This is a genomic window from Burkholderia sp. 4NA327C6 (genome assembly GCF_005502655.1).
GTDB lineage: Bacteria > Pseudomonadota > Gammaproteobacteria > Burkholderiales > Burkholderiaceae > Burkholderia > Burkholderia contaminans.
Genome location: NZ_SCNZ01000027.1, coordinates 1 through 17,295 on the forward strand (window position 1 = coordinate 1; position 17,295 = coordinate 17,295).

General features: G+C 65.7%; 20 protein-coding genes. 7 read left to right on the forward strand and 13 right to left on the reverse strand.

What is annotated here, in order from left to right; genetic code table 11:
- Positions 1-117: 117 nt before the first annotated feature.
- The 5 genes from FFS49_RS24790 to FFS49_RS42105 form a co-directional block, all read right to left on the reverse strand.
- Positions 118-1,359, reverse strand: a complete 1,242-nt coding sequence (locus tag FFS49_RS24790) for an amidohydrolase family protein (protein WP_105818975.1) — start codon at positions 1,357-1,359, stop codon at positions 118-120.
- 12 nt (positions 1,360-1,371) lie between these two features.
- Positions 1,372-2,688, reverse strand: a complete 1,317-nt coding sequence (locus FFS49_RS24795; protein ID WP_105818974.1) for an MFS transporter — start codon at positions 2,686-2,688, stop codon at positions 1,372-1,374.
- A gap of 139 nt (positions 2,689-2,827) precedes the next feature.
- Entirely contained in the window at positions 2,828-3,739 is a 912-nt protein-coding gene (locus FFS49_RS24800; RefSeq protein ID WP_105818973.1) for a LysR substrate-binding domain-containing protein, read from the reverse strand.
- Between the two features lie 105 nt (positions 3,740-3,844).
- Positions 3,845-4,156, reverse strand: a complete 312-nt coding sequence (locus FFS49_RS24805; protein ID WP_171026829.1) for a cupin domain-containing protein — start codon at positions 4,154-4,156, stop codon at positions 3,845-3,847.
- Positions 4,143-4,319 carry a hypothetical protein gene (locus tag FFS49_RS42105; RefSeq protein ID WP_171026830.1) on the reverse strand — a complete coding sequence of 59 codons (177 nt, stop codon included), beginning with the start codon at positions 4,317-4,319 and terminating at the stop codon, positions 4,143-4,145. The genes FFS49_RS24805 and FFS49_RS42105 overlap by 14 nt, the downstream gene beginning before the upstream one ends.
- Positions 4,320-4,471: 152 nt before the next feature.
- Between FFS49_RS42105 and FFS49_RS24810 the strand changes: the two genes are divergently transcribed.
- The 4 genes from FFS49_RS24810 (at position 4,472) to FFS49_RS24825 (ending at position 6,808) form a co-directional block, all read left to right on the forward strand.
- Positions 4,472-5,215 carry a helix-turn-helix transcriptional regulator gene (locus FFS49_RS24810; RefSeq protein WP_171026831.1) on the forward strand — a complete coding sequence of 248 codons (744 nt, stop codon included), beginning with the start codon at positions 4,472-4,474 and terminating at the stop codon, positions 5,213-5,215.
- 217 nt (positions 5,216-5,432) lie between these two features.
- Complete coding sequence (locus FFS49_RS24815) at positions 5,433-5,843, forward strand: TIGR02594 family protein (RefSeq protein ID WP_105818970.1); 411 nt, start codon at positions 5,433-5,435, stop codon at positions 5,841-5,843.
- A gap of 143 nt (positions 5,844-5,986) precedes the next feature.
- Entirely contained in the window at positions 5,987-6,619 is a 633-nt protein-coding gene (yfcF, locus tag FFS49_RS24820) for a glutathione transferase (protein ID WP_105818969.1), read from the forward strand.
- 6 nt (positions 6,620-6,625) lie between these two features.
- Complete coding sequence (locus FFS49_RS24825) at positions 6,626-6,808, forward strand: hypothetical protein (RefSeq protein WP_105818968.1); 183 nt, start codon at positions 6,626-6,628, stop codon at positions 6,806-6,808.
- A gap of 50 nt (positions 6,809-6,858) precedes the next feature.
- Here the strand turns inward: FFS49_RS24825 and FFS49_RS24830 are convergent, their stop codons facing one another.
- The 5 genes from FFS49_RS24830 to FFS49_RS24850 all read right to left on the reverse strand — a co-directional run bounded on the left by FFS49_RS24830 (position 6,859) and on the right by FFS49_RS24850 (position 12,495).
- Positions 6,859-8,295 carry an efflux transporter outer membrane subunit gene (locus FFS49_RS24830; RefSeq protein WP_105818967.1) on the reverse strand — a complete coding sequence of 479 codons (1,437 nt, stop codon included), beginning with the start codon at positions 8,293-8,295 and terminating at the stop codon, positions 6,859-6,861.
- Positions 8,296-8,314: 19 nt separating this feature from the next.
- The gene (locus FFS49_RS24835) at positions 8,315-9,889 is read right to left on the reverse strand and encodes a DHA2 family efflux MFS transporter permease subunit (protein ID WP_105818966.1); all 1,575 of its coding nucleotides are present in this window, start codon (positions 9,887-9,889) and stop codon (positions 8,315-8,317) included.
- A 13-nt stretch (positions 9,890-9,902) separates the two neighbouring features.
- Positions 9,903-10,997, reverse strand: coding sequence for an HlyD family secretion protein (locus FFS49_RS24840; protein ID WP_105818965.1), 1,095 nt, complete (start codon positions 10,995-10,997; stop codon positions 9,903-9,905).
- 64 nt (positions 10,998-11,061) lie between these two features.
- Positions 11,062-11,493, reverse strand: a complete 432-nt coding sequence (locus FFS49_RS24845) for a MarR family winged helix-turn-helix transcriptional regulator (RefSeq protein ID WP_039344962.1) — start codon at positions 11,491-11,493, stop codon at positions 11,062-11,064.
- An 81-nt stretch (positions 11,494-11,574) separates the two neighbouring features.
- Positions 11,575-12,495 carry a LysR family transcriptional regulator gene (locus tag FFS49_RS24850; protein ID WP_039344849.1) on the reverse strand — a complete coding sequence of 307 codons (921 nt, stop codon included), beginning with the start codon at positions 12,493-12,495 and terminating at the stop codon, positions 11,575-11,577.
- 91 nt (positions 12,496-12,586) lie between these two features.
- On the opposite strand from FFS49_RS24850, the gene FFS49_RS24855 reads away from it, so the two are divergent.
- From FFS49_RS24855 to FFS49_RS24865, 3 genes are all read left to right on the forward strand, one after another.
- On the forward strand, positions 12,587-13,015 hold the full coding sequence (locus FFS49_RS24855; protein WP_039344846.1) for a MarR family winged helix-turn-helix transcriptional regulator: 429 nt from the start codon (positions 12,587-12,589) through the stop codon (positions 13,013-13,015).
- A 188-nt stretch (positions 13,016-13,203) separates the two neighbouring features.
- On the forward strand, positions 13,204-14,451 hold the full coding sequence (locus FFS49_RS24860) for an aconitase X (protein WP_105818964.1): 1,248 nt from the start codon (positions 13,204-13,206) through the stop codon (positions 14,449-14,451).
- Complete coding sequence (locus FFS49_RS24865; protein WP_105818963.1) at positions 14,444-14,893, forward strand: DUF126 domain-containing protein; 450 nt, start codon at positions 14,444-14,446, stop codon at positions 14,891-14,893. Before FFS49_RS24860 ends, FFS49_RS24865 begins: the two co-directional genes overlap by 8 nt.
- A 21-nt stretch (positions 14,894-14,914) precedes the next feature.
- Here the strand turns inward: FFS49_RS24865 and FFS49_RS24870 are convergent, their stop codons facing one another.
- From FFS49_RS24870 to FFS49_RS24880, 3 genes are read right to left on the reverse strand one after another with little or no spacing between them, the layout of a single operon-like run.
- A complete protein-coding gene (locus FFS49_RS24870) occupies positions 14,915-15,517 on the reverse strand; it encodes a hypothetical protein (protein WP_105818962.1) in 603 nt (200 codons plus the stop codon).
- The gene (locus FFS49_RS24875) at positions 15,514-16,119 is read right to left on the reverse strand and encodes a hypothetical protein (protein ID WP_105818979.1); all 606 of its coding nucleotides are present in this window, start codon (positions 16,117-16,119) and stop codon (positions 15,514-15,516) included. The genes FFS49_RS24870 and FFS49_RS24875 overlap by 4 nt, the downstream gene beginning before the upstream one ends.
- Positions 16,120-16,166: 47 nt before the next feature.
- Positions 16,167-17,249 (reverse strand): AraC family transcriptional regulator, encoded by a 1,083-nt coding sequence (locus FFS49_RS24880; protein WP_105818961.1) that lies wholly within the window; start codon positions 17,247-17,249, stop codon positions 16,167-16,169.
- Positions 17,250-17,295: the final 46 nt, after the last annotated feature.

Below are 17,295 nucleotides of genomic sequence, written 5' to 3' on the forward strand. Positions count from 1 at the left end.
GCCGATGCGCACTTTCCTCGATTCGCTCGATCTCGCCAAGGAGAAACTCATCCCCCATTGATGACTCGTTCTTTGTCGGCCCGACTACCTGTCAGATCAAGTCCCGGCTAATACAAATCAACGCCCACCGGCTTGCCGCTTCACAAGCGCCCCCCGCTGCAACACATACTCGACCCGCGCGCCTTCATCGGCCACGACTCCGATATCCTCAAGCGGATTCCCATCCAGCACGACCAGATCCGCAATAGCTCCCGCCGCCACGACCCCAAGCTGCCCCTGCATATTGACGATCTCCGCCGCGACGGTCGTCGCCGACCTGAGCGCTTCCAGATTCCCCAGCACCTCCGCCCGAATCCGAAACTCCCCGCTTTGAAATGCGTGCATTTCCCCGAGCAGATCCGACCCGAACCCCATCTTCACGCCGGCGTTCGCATAGATTTCCAGCGATTCGCGTCCTTTCTGCTGAACGGAAGCCACCTTTGCCACCGACTCGGGCGGCATCCCGAACTCCGCGCCGTGTTTGGCCAGCGCGTCATAAGTGACAAGCGTAGGCACGACAAACGCCCCATGCTCATGCATCAGCTTCGCCGCGGCCTCATCCACGAGATTCCCATGCTCGATCGTCCTCACCCCACAGCGCACCGCCCGAGCAATCGCCCGCCCCGTATACGCATGCGCCATCACATAAGTATTCGCGGCCTCGGCCTCATCCACGATGGCCCGAATCTCGTCCTCCGAATACTGCGTGTTCGCAATCGGGTCGGTCGGCGAAGCCACGCCACCTGACGCCATGATCTTGATCTGCGTCGCGCCTTTCTGAATTTCTTCGCGCACGGCGAGCCGCACACCTTCGACCCCGTCCACCACCCGAGCGATCGCCCCAGTCCTGAAACAGCAGGAACAAGGCTCCAGCAAATCCCCACGAGGCCGAAAGTCCCCATGCCCGCCGGTCTGCGACAACGCCTTTCCCGACGGAAAAATCCGCGGCCCCGACACCAGCCCGGTTTCAACCGCCTGCATCAAGCTCCAGTCCGCACCTCCAGCATCCCGCACGCTGGTAAACCCACGCGACAACATTGCATCGAGAATCGGCAACGACCGAATCGCCGCAAGAATATTCGGCTGCGTCGCATTCACACCGAGGTTCGCATTCGAAGCCAGCACGTGCACGTGGCAATCGATGAACCCCGGCATCACGGTCTTGCCGCGCACGTCGATCACCTGCGCATTCGGCAAATCCACCGGCCGATCGGTGACTTCGACGATCCGTTCGCCGTCGATCACCACATGATGATGTTCGAGCAGCACGCCCCGTTCGAGATCGAGTACGTTGCCGCCTTGAAGCACGGTAATGGTCATGGATAGAGATCCTTATCGATTGACGGAAGCGGCCCGCTTGGCGTCCTTCACGAAGCGCGTGCCGACGAAACTGACGGCCGCCGCGAGTGTTACGTAGAAAGCAGGCGCCATGTTGCTGCCGGTGCGGGCGATGAGCCACGTGATCAGGAACGGCGCGAAGCCGCCGAAGATCGTGACCGCGAAGTTGTAGGCGACGGACAGCCCGGTCGACAGCACCTTGGTCGGGAACAGTTCGGCGAACGCCGCGAGGATCGGCCCCGTGTAGGTCGCGATCAGCACGCCGAACACGGCCTGGAACACGATCAGCGACGTGAACCCGGGCGCATGGTTGATCCACGCGAACATCGGCCACGCGAGCACGAAGATGGCCAGCGCCGATCCGGACAGGAACACGCGCCGTCCCCACACGTCGGCGAGCCGGCCGACGATCGGCGAGCAGCACATGATCATCAGCCCGCCGACCATGCCGGCCGCGAAACCGGTCGATTGCGGCAGGTGCAGCGTGCGCACGGAATACGTCGGCATGTAGAAGAGCAGCACGTAGGTGCAGACGGTCCACAGAATGACCATCGAAAAGCTCGCGAACGTCTCGCGCGGGTAGGTGGACAGCACTTCCTTCAGCGGCGAGCTTTCTTTCGCCTGCGCTTCGACGGCGCTGAATGCGGGCGTCTCGTCGATATGGCTGCGGATGTAGTAACCCACGGGCCCGACGATGATCCCGAGCAGGAACGGCAGGCGCCAGCCCCAGCTATGCAGCGCCTGCGCGTCGAGCGACGTCGTGACGAAGGTGCCGGTCGCGGCGCCGAGCAGCACCGCGAAGCCGATGCTCGACTGGATCCAGCTCGAGTAGTACGCGCGCTTCTCCGGCGGCGCGTATTCGGTGAGGAACGCGGTGGCGCCGCCCATCTCGCCGCCGGCAGAGAAGCCTTGCAGCAGCCGCGCGACGACGATCAGCAGCGGCGCGGCGATACCGGCCTGTTCGTAGGTCGGCGCGAGCCCGATGAGCGCGGTGCCGGCGGCCATCATGAGGATGGTGAGCGACAGCGCGGCCTTGCGGCCGACCTTGTCCGCGTAGATGCCGAGCACGATGCCGCCGACGGGCCGCATGAAGAAGCCGACGCCGAACGTCGCGACGGTCAGCAGCACGGACGTCAGTTCGTTGCCGGTCGGGAAGAACAGTTTCGCGATGATGACCGCGAAGAAGCTGTAGACGGTGAAGTCGAACCATTCGAGGCCGTTGCCGATCACGGTCGCGACGATGGCGCGGCGGCGCTGCTGCACGGCCGCGTCGACGGCAGGCGCGGCGCGCGGGGAAAGCGTTCCTTGCATGGTCTCTTCCTCTATCCGAATCAGAAGACGGGACGGCTGCCCCGCGTGAATCCCATGCTAAGGACAGCCGGATTTTTTTCTGAAACGAAAGATTCGCATGCACGCATGCGCTGGGCGCATGCGTTGCGTTCCGGATGGGTCAGGGCGCCATCTGGCGCTCCGCCTGGTCGAACAGCCAGCGTGTGAACAGGCGCGCGGCGTGGTTCTGCGCGCGGTCGTTGGGCGAGATCACGTAATAGCCGCCGCCGTGGCTCGCGGACGCCTCCGTCACGCGCACGAGCAGCCCGGCCTCGATGCATGCGTCGATCATGTAGCGCCAGCCGAGCGATATGCCCTGGCCGAGAATGGTCATCTGCACGATCTGCGGATACGAGTTGATCGTGATGTCCTGCGGCTGCGCCTTCTGCCGGTCGATGTCGTTCTGGTCGAACCATTCGGACCATGACATCCACTGACGCTGCCCGTCCTCGAGGCGCAGCAGCGTCTCGTGCGCGAGATCGGCCGCGTCGAGCGTGCGGCCGGCCAGGTAATCCGGCGCACAGACGGGAAACACTTCCTCGTCGAAGAGGCGCCGCGCGGTGTATTCGGCGGGGGCCTGCTGGCGCACGTAGTAGATGCCCACGTCGAACTCCGCCGGCGACATCGACGCGAGCCCGTCGCGCACGATCAGCCGCAGCTTGATGTTCGGATACGCGGTGCGAAACGCGGGCAGGCGCGGCGTGAGCCAGAGCAGCGCCACGCCGGACGAGCATGCGATCGTCAGTTCGAGATCGCCGTAAGGCTTCATCACGTCGTGCGTGGCTTCCGCGCATTGCGTGAGGAGGTGATGCACCTGCGCCGCGTATTGCTCGCCGGCGATCGTCAGCCGCAGCGAACGATGTTCACGCACGAACAGCGAGCGGCCGAGGAATTCCTCGAGCTGCTGGATCTGCCGGCTGATCGCGCTTTGGGTCAGGTGCAACTCGGCGGCCGCGCGCGTGAAGCTCGCGTGCCGCACGGCGGCTTCGAACGCGACGAGGCACTGGAGGGGCGGCAGGGGCGTGATGCGCATGGCGGGCGTGAGGGTGGTGTGGCTCGCGACATCATAAGCGGGGATCGCGACGGAATCGTAACCCCCCGCATGAGTGAAAGCCCGACCCTCTGCAGCGTGCCCGCCTCAAGCCGCCGGCAGGTAGCGCAGCTTGTACTTGCGTTGAAGCGCGGCAAGCGCATCGGCGGAAGGCTTGCCGGGGGCCGCCAGCCGCACGAGCTCGCCCGCTTCCTTGAAGAACCCTTCCGCCCCGCCGGGCGTGAACGTCGTCAGGAATCGGCAGGGCGCCGTGCCGGCATTGTGGAATTGCTGGGTGATCCCCTTGGGCGCGACCACATAGCTGCCCGCCTTTGCGGTGTACTGAACCTCGCCGATCTGCATCGTCAGCTCGCCTTCGAGAATGAAATTGTTCTCGTCCTCGTCTTCATGGATGTGCAACGGCACGGTTCCGCCGGGGGGGCAGCACGGTTTCCATCAGCGAATAAGCCCCGCCCGTTTCGGCGGCGAAAACCTTGATGTTCATCCGGGCGCCCGACGGATGCAGGACAGGGTGTCCATCGTGGGTTTCGATCATGCGCGCGATCGTGGTGGCGTCAGTCATTCTTTCTCCAGTGGCATGGGGCAGGGGGACGGAGGCGTCCGTCGTTCGGCATGCAGGTTACTGGAGGGGTAGGCTTGCGGATATCGTGTATTTTGACAAAAAATACGTGGAACTCGACAACCCGTGGTGTGCATCTCCTTGCGCTTCGACCGATGACCTTTTCCGTGACCGCAGCGCGCTTCGGCGCCTTGAGTGAAAGCGTGGCAGGCCGCCGCCATACCCATCCGGACGGGCAGCTGGTTCTGTCGCTTCAGGGTGTGGTGGCTTGCGAGGCGCGCGATGCGCACTGGATCATCCCGCCGCATTGCGCACTGTGGCTCCCCGCGGGGCTGCCTCACGTCAGCCGCGCTTCGCCGGCGGCCGATGGGTGCTTCGTCTTCATTCACCCATCGGTGACGGGGCTGCCGGATGAATGCCGCACGCTGCGCATCAGCCCGATGCTGCGCGAGATCATCGTCGAATTGGCACACAGGCCGCTCCAACCCGGCGTCAGGCGACACGCGTTGATGGTCGAGCTGTTGATCGAAGAGCTGGCCATCATGGAGCGGGTGGACACGCACTTTCCGATCCCGAGACACCCTCGTATCAGGCAGATCGCGCAGGCGCTGATCGCGTCGCCGGGCGATCGCCGTACCGTGGAAGAATGGTCGCGCCACATCGGCATGGGCGAGCGCACGTTGTCGCGGCGCTTGTTCGAGGAGACCGGCATGTCGTTCGGCAAATGGCGGCGGCAGTTGCATCTGATGGTCGCTCTCGAGGCGCTGGCGAAAGGCAGAAGCGTGCAGCAGGTCTCGGATGAACTGGGCTACGAGGCCGTGACGAGCTTCATCAACATGTTCAAGCAGGCGCTGGGTACGACACCCGCGAAATACCGCGCGCTTCAACCCAGGCCGTAGTGCGCCCCGGCCGCCGAACGCCGGCATGGTGAAGCGCGCCACCGGAGCCGGTCGGCACGCCAGCGCCGGATGGCGGATGACATTGGGCATCGCGGTGATGGTGGGCTCGTCGCCATGCGCGATTCATGCGACGATTGGCGATCAATCTCCATGAATCGAGGCAGACGTGACCCGATCAACCTCCGAGAGCAAGCCGGACGCCGTCCATCCGCCATGGATGCCCGTCGCGATGGCCGAACTCGGCATTCGCCGCCATCCTCCCGGAAGCGTCAACCCGCGCATCGTCGAATACAACAACCAGACGAACCTGGTCGGCTACGACGACAAGATTTCCTGGTGCTCGTCGTTCGTCAACTGGTGCATGACGCACGCCGGCGTTCGCGGCACGGGCTCCGCGCTCGCGCGTTCGTGGCTCGAATGGGGCCGGCCGCTGGAGCGCCCGGTGTACGGCTGCATCGCGATCCTCACGCGCGACGATCCCGCGAGCTGGAAAGGGCATGTCGGGTTCTACCTGCGTCACGACGACGAACAGGTGTATCTCTTCGGCGGCAACCAGCTGGAAGAAGTCCGCGAGCTCGCGTACCCGTTGACCGAAGTGATCGGATACCGCTGGCCCGACGCCCGATGATCTCGCCGCGGCAGCGGACACAAAACTGCAATCAACGGCGCATCTGCTGCTGCTAACCTGTCGCACAACCGCATCGACCCACCCGAAGCCTGTCGGCGCATCAACGAGCCGCCGCCGGCCTTCGCACCCACAAGGAGCCAGCAGTGCAAACCGGTCATCTCCGTCTCTACGCCGATACGCAATACGCGAGCCCTTACGCGATGTCGGTTTTCGTTGCGCTCGAGGAAAAGGCGCTGCCTTACGAACTGGTGACCGTCGATCTCGGCAACCGCGCGCATTTTGCGCCCGACTACGCGGCGACCTCGCTGACGCAACGCGTGCCGACGCTCGTGCACGACGATTTCGCGCTGTCGGAATCGTCGGCGATTACCGAGTATCTCGACGAGATCTTCCCGGGCACGCGGCTCTATCCGGTCGAGCCGCGCCAGCGCGCGCGGGCGCGGCAGGTGCAGGCGTGGCTGCGCAGCGACCTGATGCCGGTTCGGACGGAGCGGTCGACCGAAGTGCTGTTCTACGGGCCGTCGAGCGAGCCGCTGTCGAGCCTGGCGCAGGCGGCCGCGCAGAAGCTGTTCGCGGCCGCCGACAAGCTGCTCGCGCCGGGCACGGCCAACCTGTTCGGCGAGTGGAGCATTGCCGATGTCGATCTTGCGGTGATGCTGAACCGGCTGGTGCTGAATGACGATCCGGTGCCGCAGCGCCTCGCCGACTATGCGCGGGCGCAGTGGGAGCGGGCGTCGGTGCAGCGCTGGGTGAAGCTGAAGCGGCCGCCGTTGTAATTCGCAATGAACGTGTTCGGCCCGATCCTCATCGTGCTCCTGCTGGCTGCGGGAGTGTTTGCTGCGATCCGGTTCCGGCACAAACTCATCACGCGGATCCTCACCGTTATCGCAGGGCTGGGCATTGCGTGGGCGGCGGTTTACCTCATCGCGTTGTCGTCGGTCAAATGCCTGGGATCGTGCGGCTGACGAGCGGGGCGCCGGCAAGGTTGGAAGCCGGCGCCGTATCGTGATCCCGCTCAGTTCTTCGCCACCGCCTCCACCTCCGGCCCACCCGCCGCGTCATTCCTGCTCCACCCACCCCCAAGCGATCGATACAGCGCCACCGCCGCCAGCGCATGTTCGCGCTTGACCTGGTTGAGCGAATCCGAATCCCGCAGATACACCTCCTGCGCGGACAGCACATCCAGAAAATCCGTCGCACCGCCCTTATAGAGCTGATTCGCCAAGCCGAGCGCTTTATCCGAAGCAGAAAGCGCGCTACCGAGCTTGCGCGTTGCCTCATCGGAGCTGACGAGATTCGCGCGTGCATCCTCGACTTCCCTCAACGCCTGCAGCATCGTCTGCCGTAACCCGAGTTCCGACTCGCGCATCCGGCTTTCGCTCTGCGAGATATCGGCGGTAATCCGTCCCGCGTTGAAGATCGGGCTCGTCGCGCTCAACGCCGCGCTGAACAGGTTATCGGTCAACTTAGGCAACCCGAGATAGGAGGCGGCCAGAATCCCGTCCGTCAGGTTCAACGAAAACTTCGGATACCGCTCGGCCTTCGCCACGCCGACTTGCGCGGCCCGCCGCTCGACCTGCGCATAGGCAGTCAGCACATCCGGCCGCCGCAATAACGCCTGCGAAGGCAACGTCCCCGGCGCGCCAACCGGCGGCGCAGGAATCTCACCAGCCTGCGCCAGCACGAGCCGATCGACCGATTCCGGCGTCCGCCCCGAATACACGGCGATCAGATTGAGCTGATGCGTGATCTGCGCCTGCGTCGGCGGAATCCGCGCTTCGAGCGCATCGAGCTGGTTCTGCGCACGCGTGACGTCGAGTTCCGTCGACAGCCCGAACGCCTGCCGCTTGCGCGTGAGTTCGAGCGCATGCTGCCGGATCTTCGCGTTGTCCTGCAGGATCTTCAGTTCCTGCTGCGCCCAGCGCAGATCGACATACGCGGAAGCCGCATCGGCCGCGAGCGCGAGCCGCATCGCGTCTTCCGCATGTTTCTGCCCGACGAGCTCGGCCTGCGCGGCCAGCAGATCGAGCCGTTCGCCGCCGAACACATCCGGCGACCAGCTCAGCGCGAGCCCCGCGCCGGCCTGCCGCACATACCCGAGCGGCGGCGGCGTGTTCTGCCGTGCGTCGGCCGCATGCGCGGTCGCATCCAGTTCGGGCAGCAGCACCGCGCGCTTCTGCACGGTCAGCGCCTGCGCCTGCTTCACGCGTTCGGCGGCGGCCTGCAGATCGAGGTTGCCGTCGAGCACGGTGGCGATCAGCCGGTCGAGCACGGGATCGTGGAACTGCGCCCACCATGCGGCGGCGTCGATGTCCGCGCGCGGTACATCGGTATCCCAACCATCCGGCGCGAGCGTTCGGACCGATTCCTGAAGCGCCGGATGCTGCGCGGGCTGCACCGCACATCCTGCGGCGAGGGCGCTGACGGCGAGGGCGACGAGAAGTTTTTTCATGATGGTGATGACCTCAACCTCAGTGCGCGTCCGGCGGCGGCGCGTTCAGGGAAATGGGTTTGGAGAAGACGACCGCGATCAACGCGACGACGAAGCACAGCGACAGCGCGTAGTACGCATCCGCATAGGTGAGCGTTAGCGCTTCGCGATAGATCAGGTGGTGCAGGTTCGCGAGCCCGGTTTGCGCGGTGTCCAGCGTGTTGCCGGCCACGGACGACCAGTACGCGGCCTGGCGATCGAGCAGCGACGCGACCTGCGGCTGGCCGGCGCTCACGTGCTCGTTCAGGCGCAGGTAATGAAAGTTCAGCCGGTCGTTGAGCATCGTCGCACTCACCGCGATGCCGATCGCCCCGCCGAGGTTGCGCATCAGGTTGAACAGGCCGCTCGCCGATTTCAGGCGCGACTGCGGCAGCGAGCCGAGCGCCATCGTCACGATCGGCGGCACGCTGAACTGCTGGCCGATGCCGCGCAGCGCCTGCGGCAGCAGCAGTTCGCGCCAGCCCCAGTCGTGCGTGATCGGCGTGTACAGATAACAGCCGAGCCCGAAGCAGATCAGCCCGAACACGAGCAACGAACGCAGGCTGAAAAACCGTGCGGCAAACGCATACGCACAGAGCGCGACCAGCTGGAACGCGCCGACCGACAGCAACGCGATGCCGATCTGCAGCGAGCTGAACGCGCGCACCTGCGCAAGAAACAGCGGCGTCAGGAACACGGTCACGAAGATCCCGATGCCGGTCACGAACGACAGCAGGCTGCCGATCCCGAAGTTGCGCACGACGAGCGCGCGTAGGTCGACGATCGGATCCTTCGCGGTCAGCGCATGCACGATGAACAGGAAGCCGCAGATGCCGGAAATCCACGCACAGATCACGATCGCGTCGTCACCGAACCAGTTCTTGCGCGGGCCTTCTTCCAGCACGTATTCAAGGCAACCGAGGAAGCCCGACATCAGCACGATGCCGAGATAGTCGCCGCGCTTGATGAGGCTCAAGTCGGGTTCGTCGATGTGCACGTAGCGCGGCACGAGCGCAGCCACCGCGATGCCCGGCACGAGGTTCAGGTAGAACAGCCAGTGCCACGACCATTGATCGGTGATCCAGCCGCCGATCACGGGGCCGATCGCGGGGGCGAGCGACGCGAGCGCGCCGATGGTCGTCGACGCAATCAGCCGCTGCTTGCCGGGGAACAGCACGAACGCGGTAGTGAACACGGTCGGGATCATTGCAGCGCCGAGCGCACCTTGCAGCCCGCGGAACAGGATCATCGAGTTGATGTCCCATGCGACGCCGCACAGCATGCTGGTGATCGTGAAGCCGACCGCCGATGCGGCGAACAGCCAGCGCGTCGACATCACTTTCGACAGCCAGCCCGACATCGGGATCACGATGATCTCGGCGATCAGGTAGGCCGTTTGCACCCACGACAGTTCGTCCTGGCTGGCGGACAGGCCGCCGCCGATGTCGCGCAGCGACGACGCGACGATCTGGATGTCGAGCGTCGCCATGAAGAAGCCGATGCACATCAGCGCGAACGCGAACACGCGCTGCTTGGTCGGTTGCGACGCCGGGTCGCCGGAAAACGCGGTGGTCATCGTCGGCTCCCGCTCAGTTCGCGTGGTCGGTATGCACGGTCACGACCGCGGAGAGCCCGGGGCGCAGCACCTGCTCGAGGCCCGGCTGCGGATCGAGATGCACGCGCACGGGCACGCGCTGGACGATCTTCGTGAAGTTGCCGGTCGCGTTCTCGGGCGGCAGCACGCTGAAGGTCGCGCCGGTGGCGGGCGCGAGGCTGTCGACGCGGCCGTGCAGTTTCGTGCTCGACGCATCGAGCGACACGTCGACGCGATCGCCCGCGTGCATCTTGCGCAGCTGGTCTTCCTTGAAGTTCGCGTCGATCCACAGGCCGGACGCCGGCACCACAGTCAGCAGCGGTGCGCCGACGTTCGCGAGCATCCCGACGCGGCCCGTGCGATTGCCGACGTAGCCGTCGACCGGCGAGCGGATCGTCGTGTATTCGACGTTGAGCGCGGCGACGCGCTGCGCGGCAAGTGCGGTGTTCACGCGGGCCCGCACATCGGCGAGCTGCGCGCCGAGCACGTCGAGCTGCCGCTTCGACGCGAGCAGCGCGGCGTCGCTGCGCTCGACGGCGGCGCCGGCCTTCGAGTAGTCGGCGTCGGCACGTTCGACGATCTGGTTCGACACGGCGTCGGATTTCACGAGCTCGCGGTAGCGCACGCGATCCGACGCGGCACGCGTCAGCTCGGCCGACGACGCGTTCTTGTCGGCCGCCTGCTGGCCGATCACCGCGTATTGCAGTTGCTGCTTCGCCTCGAGTTCGGTCACGGCGGAGCGGGCGCTGTCGACTTCGGCGCTGGCCTGCGCGAGCTTCGCGTCGTAGTCGCGCGCGTCGAGCTGCACGAGCACGTCGCCGGCCTTCACGCGCTGGTTGTCGGTCACGAGGATCTTGTCGACGAAGCCGTTGACCTTCGGCGCGAGCACCGTCACGTCGCCGCCGACATACGCATCGTCGGTGCTCTCCTGAAAGCGCAGCACGAACAGCCAGTCGAGCGCGGCGGCGACGACGACGACGGCGACGGCACCCACCGCGATGCGCATCCACGGCACGCGGCGCTGTTGCTTCGCGGGCTGGTCGAGTGTGGCTGCTTCACGGGATGAGGCAGCGGCTTGGGTCGTATCCATCGATTCACCTATGTATATGCACTTATCAAGTCGATCGACGGCATGTCGTCGATCGGGGAAGGGGCTAGCGTTCCGGCAGGTTGTGCGTGATCCGGAACAATTCGTCTCTCAGGCGGGCCGCCTGCGTCGACCCGAACCGCTGCTCGAACGCTTCCTGCGCGGCGAGCCAGTGCACCTGCGCGTCGGCGACCTTCGTTTCGCCGTGCGCGGTCAGCGCGAACGTCTGGCGGCGGCACCGCGGCTCGATCTGGCCCGCCACCAGCGCCGCGCCGACGAGCGGCTTGAGCGCGCGCAGCAGCGCGGTGCGTTCGATCACCAGCACGGTCGACAGCGTCGCCATCGTCAGGCCGGGCCGGTCGCGCAGCAGCGCGAGAATGCTGTACTGCGACGGCGTCACGCCCGCCTGCGACAGGTAACGCTCGTAGAACTGCGAGATCCGGCGGGCGGCTTGGCGGACCGCGAAGCAATCGTCATCGGTGAGCGTCATCTTGTGCATGTACACATGTTAGGGGGCAATGCCGCCCGGAGCGAGCGGCGGGGCGCGATCAGATTGTTGCCGCGGCCGTACCAATCGGCGTCAGGCTGCAGCCGGGACGATCCAGCCTTCGCGGTCGCAATAGGCGGCCGTGTAGTCGATGAATGCCTTGACCTTCGCGGGCAGCAGCGCGCGGTTCGCGTAAGCCAGTTTGATCTCGACGAACTTGTCGACGAGGTCGGCATCCGCGAGCAGTTGCACGAGCGCGCCCGACGCGAGTTCGGCCTGGACGAGCGTTTTCGGCACGACGCCGATGCCGAAGTCGTGCATCACCATCTCGCGGTTGAAGACGGGGCTGTTCGACGAGATGTCGAAGCGGAACGGCACGGTCAGCAGGTCGCCGTCGACGCGGAACGACAGCGCGGGCCGGCGCAGCGACGGCGACATCGGCACGAACAGATGGTCGGCGAGATCCGCCGGCGCGACCGGGTGCGAATGGGCGCGCAGGTACGCAGGCGTCGCGACGATCACGAGCGGAATCCGCTCGATCATTCGCACGACGGTCGATTCGTTCGTCAGCATGTACGGCACGACGATGCCGATGTCATAGCCTTCGCCGACGAGATCGACCGGGCGCTCGGTCAGCGTCACGTCGAGGCGCACCTTCGGGTGTGCGGCCTTGAAGCCGGCGATCAGCGGCACCAGCCGGTTCAGCGCGGCCGTCGTGTGCGCGACGAGCCGCAGCAGGCCTTCGGGCTCGCGCGTCGGCGCCTGCGCTTCCGCTTCGAGCGAGTCGAGTTCGTCGAGCACGGCCGCGCAGCGCTCGTAGATGCGCTCGGCCGTTTCGGTCAGCGACACCTGGCGCGTGGTCCGGTGCAGCAGCCGGCTGCCGAAACGCGCCTCCAGATCCGCGACCGCGCGCGACACGACAGGCCGTGCGAGGCCATGCATGTCGGCGGCACGCGTGAAGCTGCGCATCTCCACCACCGACCGGAAAATCCGCAGCTTGTCGATGTAGTCCATGTCCGTCTCCTTGACGCGAGGGCCGGCCGCCGGCCTGGTTACGGCGGAGTGTACATTGACTTTATGCATATGCACATTTAAATTGCGAAACATGAACGACACCTCGATTGCCCAAGCGTGCCACTGTCTCGCGCTGCGCCAGGCGGCGCGCTTCGTCACGCAACTGTACGAGCGCCATCTGGCCCCGGTTGGCGTCACGCCCGCCCAGTTTTCGATCATGGCGAACCTGACGCGCCAGCCCGGCCTGCTGATGAGCGAGCTAGCCGATGCGCTCGTGATGGATCGCACGACGCTGCTGCGCGCGTTGAAGCCGCTGCAGCGCGACGGGTTCGTCGCAACGGCCGCGTCCGAGCACGATACGCGTGCGCATGCGCTGAGCCTCACGAAGCTGGGCGAGCGCACGTTCGCCGAAGCGAAAGTCGCATGGCAGGCCGCGCAAGACGAATTCGAGACGCGGTTTGGCCGCGATCGCGCGAAGGCGCTGCGCGACGAGCTGTTCAGTGTGACCGCGGAACGCTAGACGGCGGGCTGGCGGCAAACTGGAACGGAATTCGAGCCATTGATTGCTTTCGTGGCGCTCAGTGGCGTAAATTGGTTTTTGAAACTGTCCGGATCGATGGCGATCTGGACAGTTTTTATTTCCAGTTGTAGAGTCCCCTGACGGATTTCACGAGCCGGCGCCGCCGGCACGCGTCAGAGGAGCAACCGATGCTGCAGTTGAGTGACCGCGACAGCGCCATGCTGCGCGGGGATTTCGGCGACGGCGTCGCGCGCGCGATGCGGATCGTCGCGCGCACGGCGCAAGTGATGTCCGCGCCGCACCTGATCGACATCACGTCCGCCCATATCGACGGCTGCCTTTACCACGGCCAGACCAGCCTCGATTTCGTCGAGTATTTCGTCGATACCGGCGCGAAGGTCGCGGTGCCGACCACGCTGAACGTCGGGTCGCTCGACCTGATCCATCCCGAGCTGTACCACGGCGACCGCACGATCCGGCGCGATGCGCAGCGCCTGATGGACGCGCATCTGCAGCTCGGATGCGAATCGAGCTTCACGTGCGCGCCCTATCAACTGAAGAACCGTCCCGCGAAAGGCGAGCAGATCGCATGGGCAGAATCGAACGCGATCGTGTTCGCGAATTCGGTGCTCGGCGCGCGGACGAGCCGGTACGGCGATTTTCTCGACCTGGCTGCCGCGATCACCGGGCGTGCGCCGTACGCGGGGCTGCATGTCGAAGCGAACCGCGCCGCGCGGATCGTGTTCAACGCACCGGATTTCAGCCGCCTGGCGTCGCGCGACATCCATTTCGCCGCGCTCGGGCTCCTGATCGGGCGGATCGCGGGCGCGGTGGTGCCGGCGATCGTCGGGCTGCCGGCGGACACCACGGAAGACGAACTCAAGGCGTTGGGCGCGGCTGCCGCATCGAGCGGCGCCGTCGCGCTGTTCCATGCGGTCGGTGTGACACCGGAAGCACCCACGCTCGACGCCGCACTGCATGGACAAGCGGCGCCACGCACGGTCGATGTCGCGATGGCCGATCTCGACGAGATCCGCCGCACGCTGAACCACGGCGCGGCCGGCGATGCGCTCGTCGCGGTGGCGCTCGGCACGCCGCATTTCTCGCTGGCCGAATTCCGCACGCTCGATACGTTGCTCGACGCGTTCGACGGCCAGCCGGCCTGCGATTTCTACGTGAACACGAGCCGGTTCATCCTGTGGGAACTGGAGGAGGCCGGCCTCGCGGAGAAATTCGCTGCACGCGGCATCCAGATCGTCGTCGATACCTGCACGTACATCACGCCGGTGATGAAGCAACTGTCGGGGCTCGTGATGACCAATTCGGGGAAATGGGCGTCGTATGCGCCCGCGAACATCGGCGTGACGGTCGCGTACGGCAGCATGCGCGAATGCGTTCGTTCGGCGTACGAAGGAAAGGTGCGATTCGATGACTGACGCCGCGCACAAGGGTTTGACGGGCGACACGCTCGTGCCGGGCAGCGCGTGCGCGCGCCCGTTCGTGCTCGACAAGCCGCTCAGCTTCTGGGGCGGCTACGACTCGGGCGCGGGAAAGATCGTCGATCGCGGGCATCCGCAGGCCGGCGCGAGCCTCGCCGGCAAGGTGATGGTGATGCCGCACGCGAAGGGCTCGAGTTCGAGCAGCAGCGTGCTCGCGGAAGCCGTGCGCAACGGCACGGGGCCGGTCGCGATCGTGCTGAAGGAGCGCGACCTGATCATCTCGATCGGCGCGATCGTGGCCGCCGAGCTGTATGCGATCGCGGTGCCGGTGGTGTGCGTGACCGATCACGTGTACGACGCGATCGTCGCCGCGACGGGGGACGTGCGGATCGAGGCGGAAGAAGGGGATGGCGGCGCGAGGATTTGCGTCGACCTCTGACGTTTCGTGCGCGGGATCGGCTCAGATGAAGCGAATGTGCGACGTTTCTTCGTTCGAGAGCGACAGTGCGTGCCGGGCAGCATTCAACTCGCGCTTGCCGCCTGGCTGCCTGAGCCGCCGGATCTCGGGCCACAAGATTGCGCCGAACACGGTGCGCAGGAGCGTGCTCAGCAGGAAGAGCGCGATCGCGGCGCCGCCGAACCACGTGGATATCTCCAGCACGCTGTCCGTGCTGCGTTCCGTCGCGGACACGAGGCCGATGGTGATGGCCATGGCGACCAGCATGCCGATCGTTACGACGATATCCATGCGGGCAGCCGCGACTTTCGCAGTGCGAACGAGATATACCGAGCCGTCGGTCGCGTTGCGGATAGCGTAGATGGCGCGGCGATCCCGATCTTGCGTGTATGCAACGGTCAACCGGTCGCCCGCGGCGATGAACACGCTCCGCGTGCTGTCCGTCCTGAGCGTGAGCGGTGCGTCGACCGTGTCGAGCTGGAGCGCAATCTCCTCGATGCTTTGCGTGGTCATGCCGAGGTTGTTGCTCCAGACCTTCGTACTGATCGTGTTCTGGCTGACCGACGTCACGCAACCGGACGCGATCTGCATGGTGCGATCGCTCATCCGTTGCTCCTTTCCGCCGTGAAACTGGCCGGTTCGTATTGCCACTTTTCCTGGGCTTCGCGCCGCTGGGGCCGGAAGACCAGTTCGGACAGGCCGGCGATCGCGAGCAGGGTGCCCAGCAGGCTGATGATGCCGACGACCAGGGTCACCGCGCCGACGAACGCCCAGCCCGATTTGAAGGCGGCGCCGTCGATCAGCAGGCTCAGCATGAAGATGCATGACGCCCAGATGAGGAGCGACACGTTGCTGCTCTTTTGCCTGACCACGTTGTAAGGAGCGATTGCGACGTCGTTGCCTTTGATCCACGCGATGCTGCGGCGACCGCGATCGTCGAAGACACATGCACGCACCGCCATCCCGGGCTTCAATCGATCGATCTGCTTGAACGCCTCCGCATCGATATCGTCCGCCGCGATGAAGTAGCACGCGCCCTGCATCGTCAGGCGATACAGAGGCACCTTCTTGATATCGGACGCGACACGAATGAGGTTCGTGTCGATACGGTCGATCGTCGCATCGATCAGGGCGGTGTGATTGGGCATGGGGCGGGAGAGTGCGCCGGTGGGCGCCGGTGGGCGCCGCTTTGGCGTGGCATTGATCATACCGATGAAATGCCGCGCGGGCACGTCGTGCCGCCCGCAGCCCCGCGTCATTCGTGCGACGTGCCCGCGGCGGCGTCCCGATACGCACTCGGCGTCTGCCCGGCCCAGCGCCGGAACGCGCGCGTGAAATTCGCCGGGTCGGTGAATTGCAGCCGCTCGGCGATCGTCTTCAGGTCGAGATCCGACGCGGCAAGCAACTGCTTCGCGTCGCGAAACCGCGCTTCGTCGAGCAATTGCCGATAGCTCGAACCGGCTTCTTCCAGCCGGCGCCGCAGCGTGCGTGTGGATACGAGCAGCGCGTCGGCAAGTGTCTCCGGCCCCGGGTAATCGCCGGCGCCGCGTGCCAGCTCCGCGCGCACGCGTTCGACCAGATCGCCTTCCTCCTGGCGCACCTGCGCATATTCACGCTCCACCTGCACGAGCGCCTGCCGGTGCGCGACTTCATCGGCGAGCGGCAGCGGCCAGTCGAGCACGTCGCGCGCGATCCACAGCGCGTTGGCGGCGCAGCCGAATTCGACCGACGGGAGCTGGTCGCGATAGCGCGCGAAATAGGGCGGCTCCGGCCACGCGAATTGCAGCTTGATCGGCGGCGACACGCGCCCCGCCCATTGAGAGATGTTCTGCGCGAGCCCCGTCAGTACAAATTCGAACATCACGTGATGCTGCAGCACGGGGCTCGCCTGCACGCCGTGCAGTTCGAGCGTCGCGCCGCGTTCGTCTTCCGCATAGGTCAGCCGATATTGGCGGTTGCGCATCCGGAAGTAGCGCTGCGTGACGAAGAGCGCTTCGCGGATGTCCCGCGCGGTCAGCGTCGCATAGCCGAGAAAGCCGTGCACGGTCGGCTTCAGCAGCAACCCGAACGCGAGCCCGATGCCCGGATCGCCGCCGATCTCGATCGCGTTGAGCACGAGCCGCCCCCATTGTGACGGCGCGACGCGCGCGTCCGGTTCGGCCAATACCGCGTCGCGCAGGCCGGTGCCGGCGCGCACGGCGGCCAGGTCGACACCGCGCGCGGCCATCGCCTGCAGCAGCAAGCGCGGATAGGCGACCGGAATCGTCGGCCGGCGCAGCCCGAGGCGATCCTTGGCGAGAGGGGAGGTCATGTCGTCTTGGCCGGAAATGACAAGCATTATGGCTGTTTGCCCCCTCACGTTCAAGGCGGCGCGCGCCTACGAT

Coding starts and splice junctions, on each gene's coding strand:
- FFS49_RS24855 (WP_039344846.1), top strand. CDS start 12,587: ATGAACGACACCTCGATTGCCCAAGCGTGCCACTGTCTCGCGCTGCGC.
- FFS49_RS24790 (WP_105818975.1), bottom strand. CDS start 1,359: ATGACCATTACCGTGCTTCAAGGCGGCAACGTACTCGATCTCGAACGG.
- FFS49_RS24850 (WP_039344849.1), bottom strand. CDS start 12,495: ATGGACTACATCGACAAGCTGCGGATTTTCCGGTCGGTGGTGGAGATG.
- FFS49_RS24810 (WP_171026831.1), top strand. CDS start 4,472: ATGACCTTTTCCGTGACCGCAGCGCGCTTCGGCGCCTTGAGTGAAAGC.
- FFS49_RS24800 (WP_105818973.1), bottom strand. CDS start 3,739: ATGCGCATCACGCCCCTGCCGCCCCTCCAGTGCCTCGTCGCGTTCGAA.
- FFS49_RS24875 (WP_105818979.1), bottom strand. CDS start 16,119: ATGATCAATGCCACGCCAAAGCGGCGCCCACCGGCGCCCACCGGCGCA.
- FFS49_RS24860 (WP_105818964.1), top strand. CDS start 13,204: ATGCTGCAGTTGAGTGACCGCGACAGCGCCATGCTGCGCGGGGATTTC.
- FFS49_RS42105 (WP_171026830.1), bottom strand. CDS start 4,319: ATGACTGACGCCACCACGATCGCGCGCATGATCGAAACCCACGATGGA.
- FFS49_RS24880 (WP_105818961.1), bottom strand. CDS start 17,249: ATGCTTGTCATTTCCGGCCAAGACGACATGACCTCCCCTCTCGCCAAG.
- FFS49_RS24840 (WP_105818965.1), bottom strand. CDS start 10,997: ATGGATACGACCCAAGCCGCTGCCTCATCCCGTGAAGCAGCCACACTC.
- FFS49_RS24865 (WP_105818963.1), top strand. CDS start 14,444: ATGACTGACGCCGCGCACAAGGGTTTGACGGGCGACACGCTCGTGCCG.
- FFS49_RS24815 (WP_105818970.1), top strand. CDS start 5,433: ATGCCCGTCGCGATGGCCGAACTCGGCATTCGCCGCCATCCTCCCGGA.
- FFS49_RS24845 (WP_039344962.1), bottom strand. CDS start 11,493: ATGCACAAGATGACGCTCACCGATGACGATTGCTTCGCGGTCCGCCAA.
- FFS49_RS24795 (WP_105818974.1), bottom strand. CDS start 2,688: ATGCAAGGAACGCTTTCCCCGCGCGCCGCGCCTGCCGTCGACGCGGCC.
- FFS49_RS24830 (WP_105818967.1), bottom strand. CDS start 8,295: ATGAAAAAACTTCTCGTCGCCCTCGCCGTCAGCGCCCTCGCCGCAGGA.
- FFS49_RS24825 (WP_105818968.1), top strand. CDS start 6,626: ATGAACGTGTTCGGCCCGATCCTCATCGTGCTCCTGCTGGCTGCGGGA.
- FFS49_RS24835 (WP_105818966.1), bottom strand. CDS start 9,889: ATGACCACCGCGTTTTCCGGCGACCCGGCGTCGCAACCGACCAAGCAG.
- FFS49_RS24870 (WP_105818962.1), bottom strand. CDS start 15,517: ATGAGCGATCGCACCATGCAGATCGCGTCCGGTTGCGTGACGTCGGTC.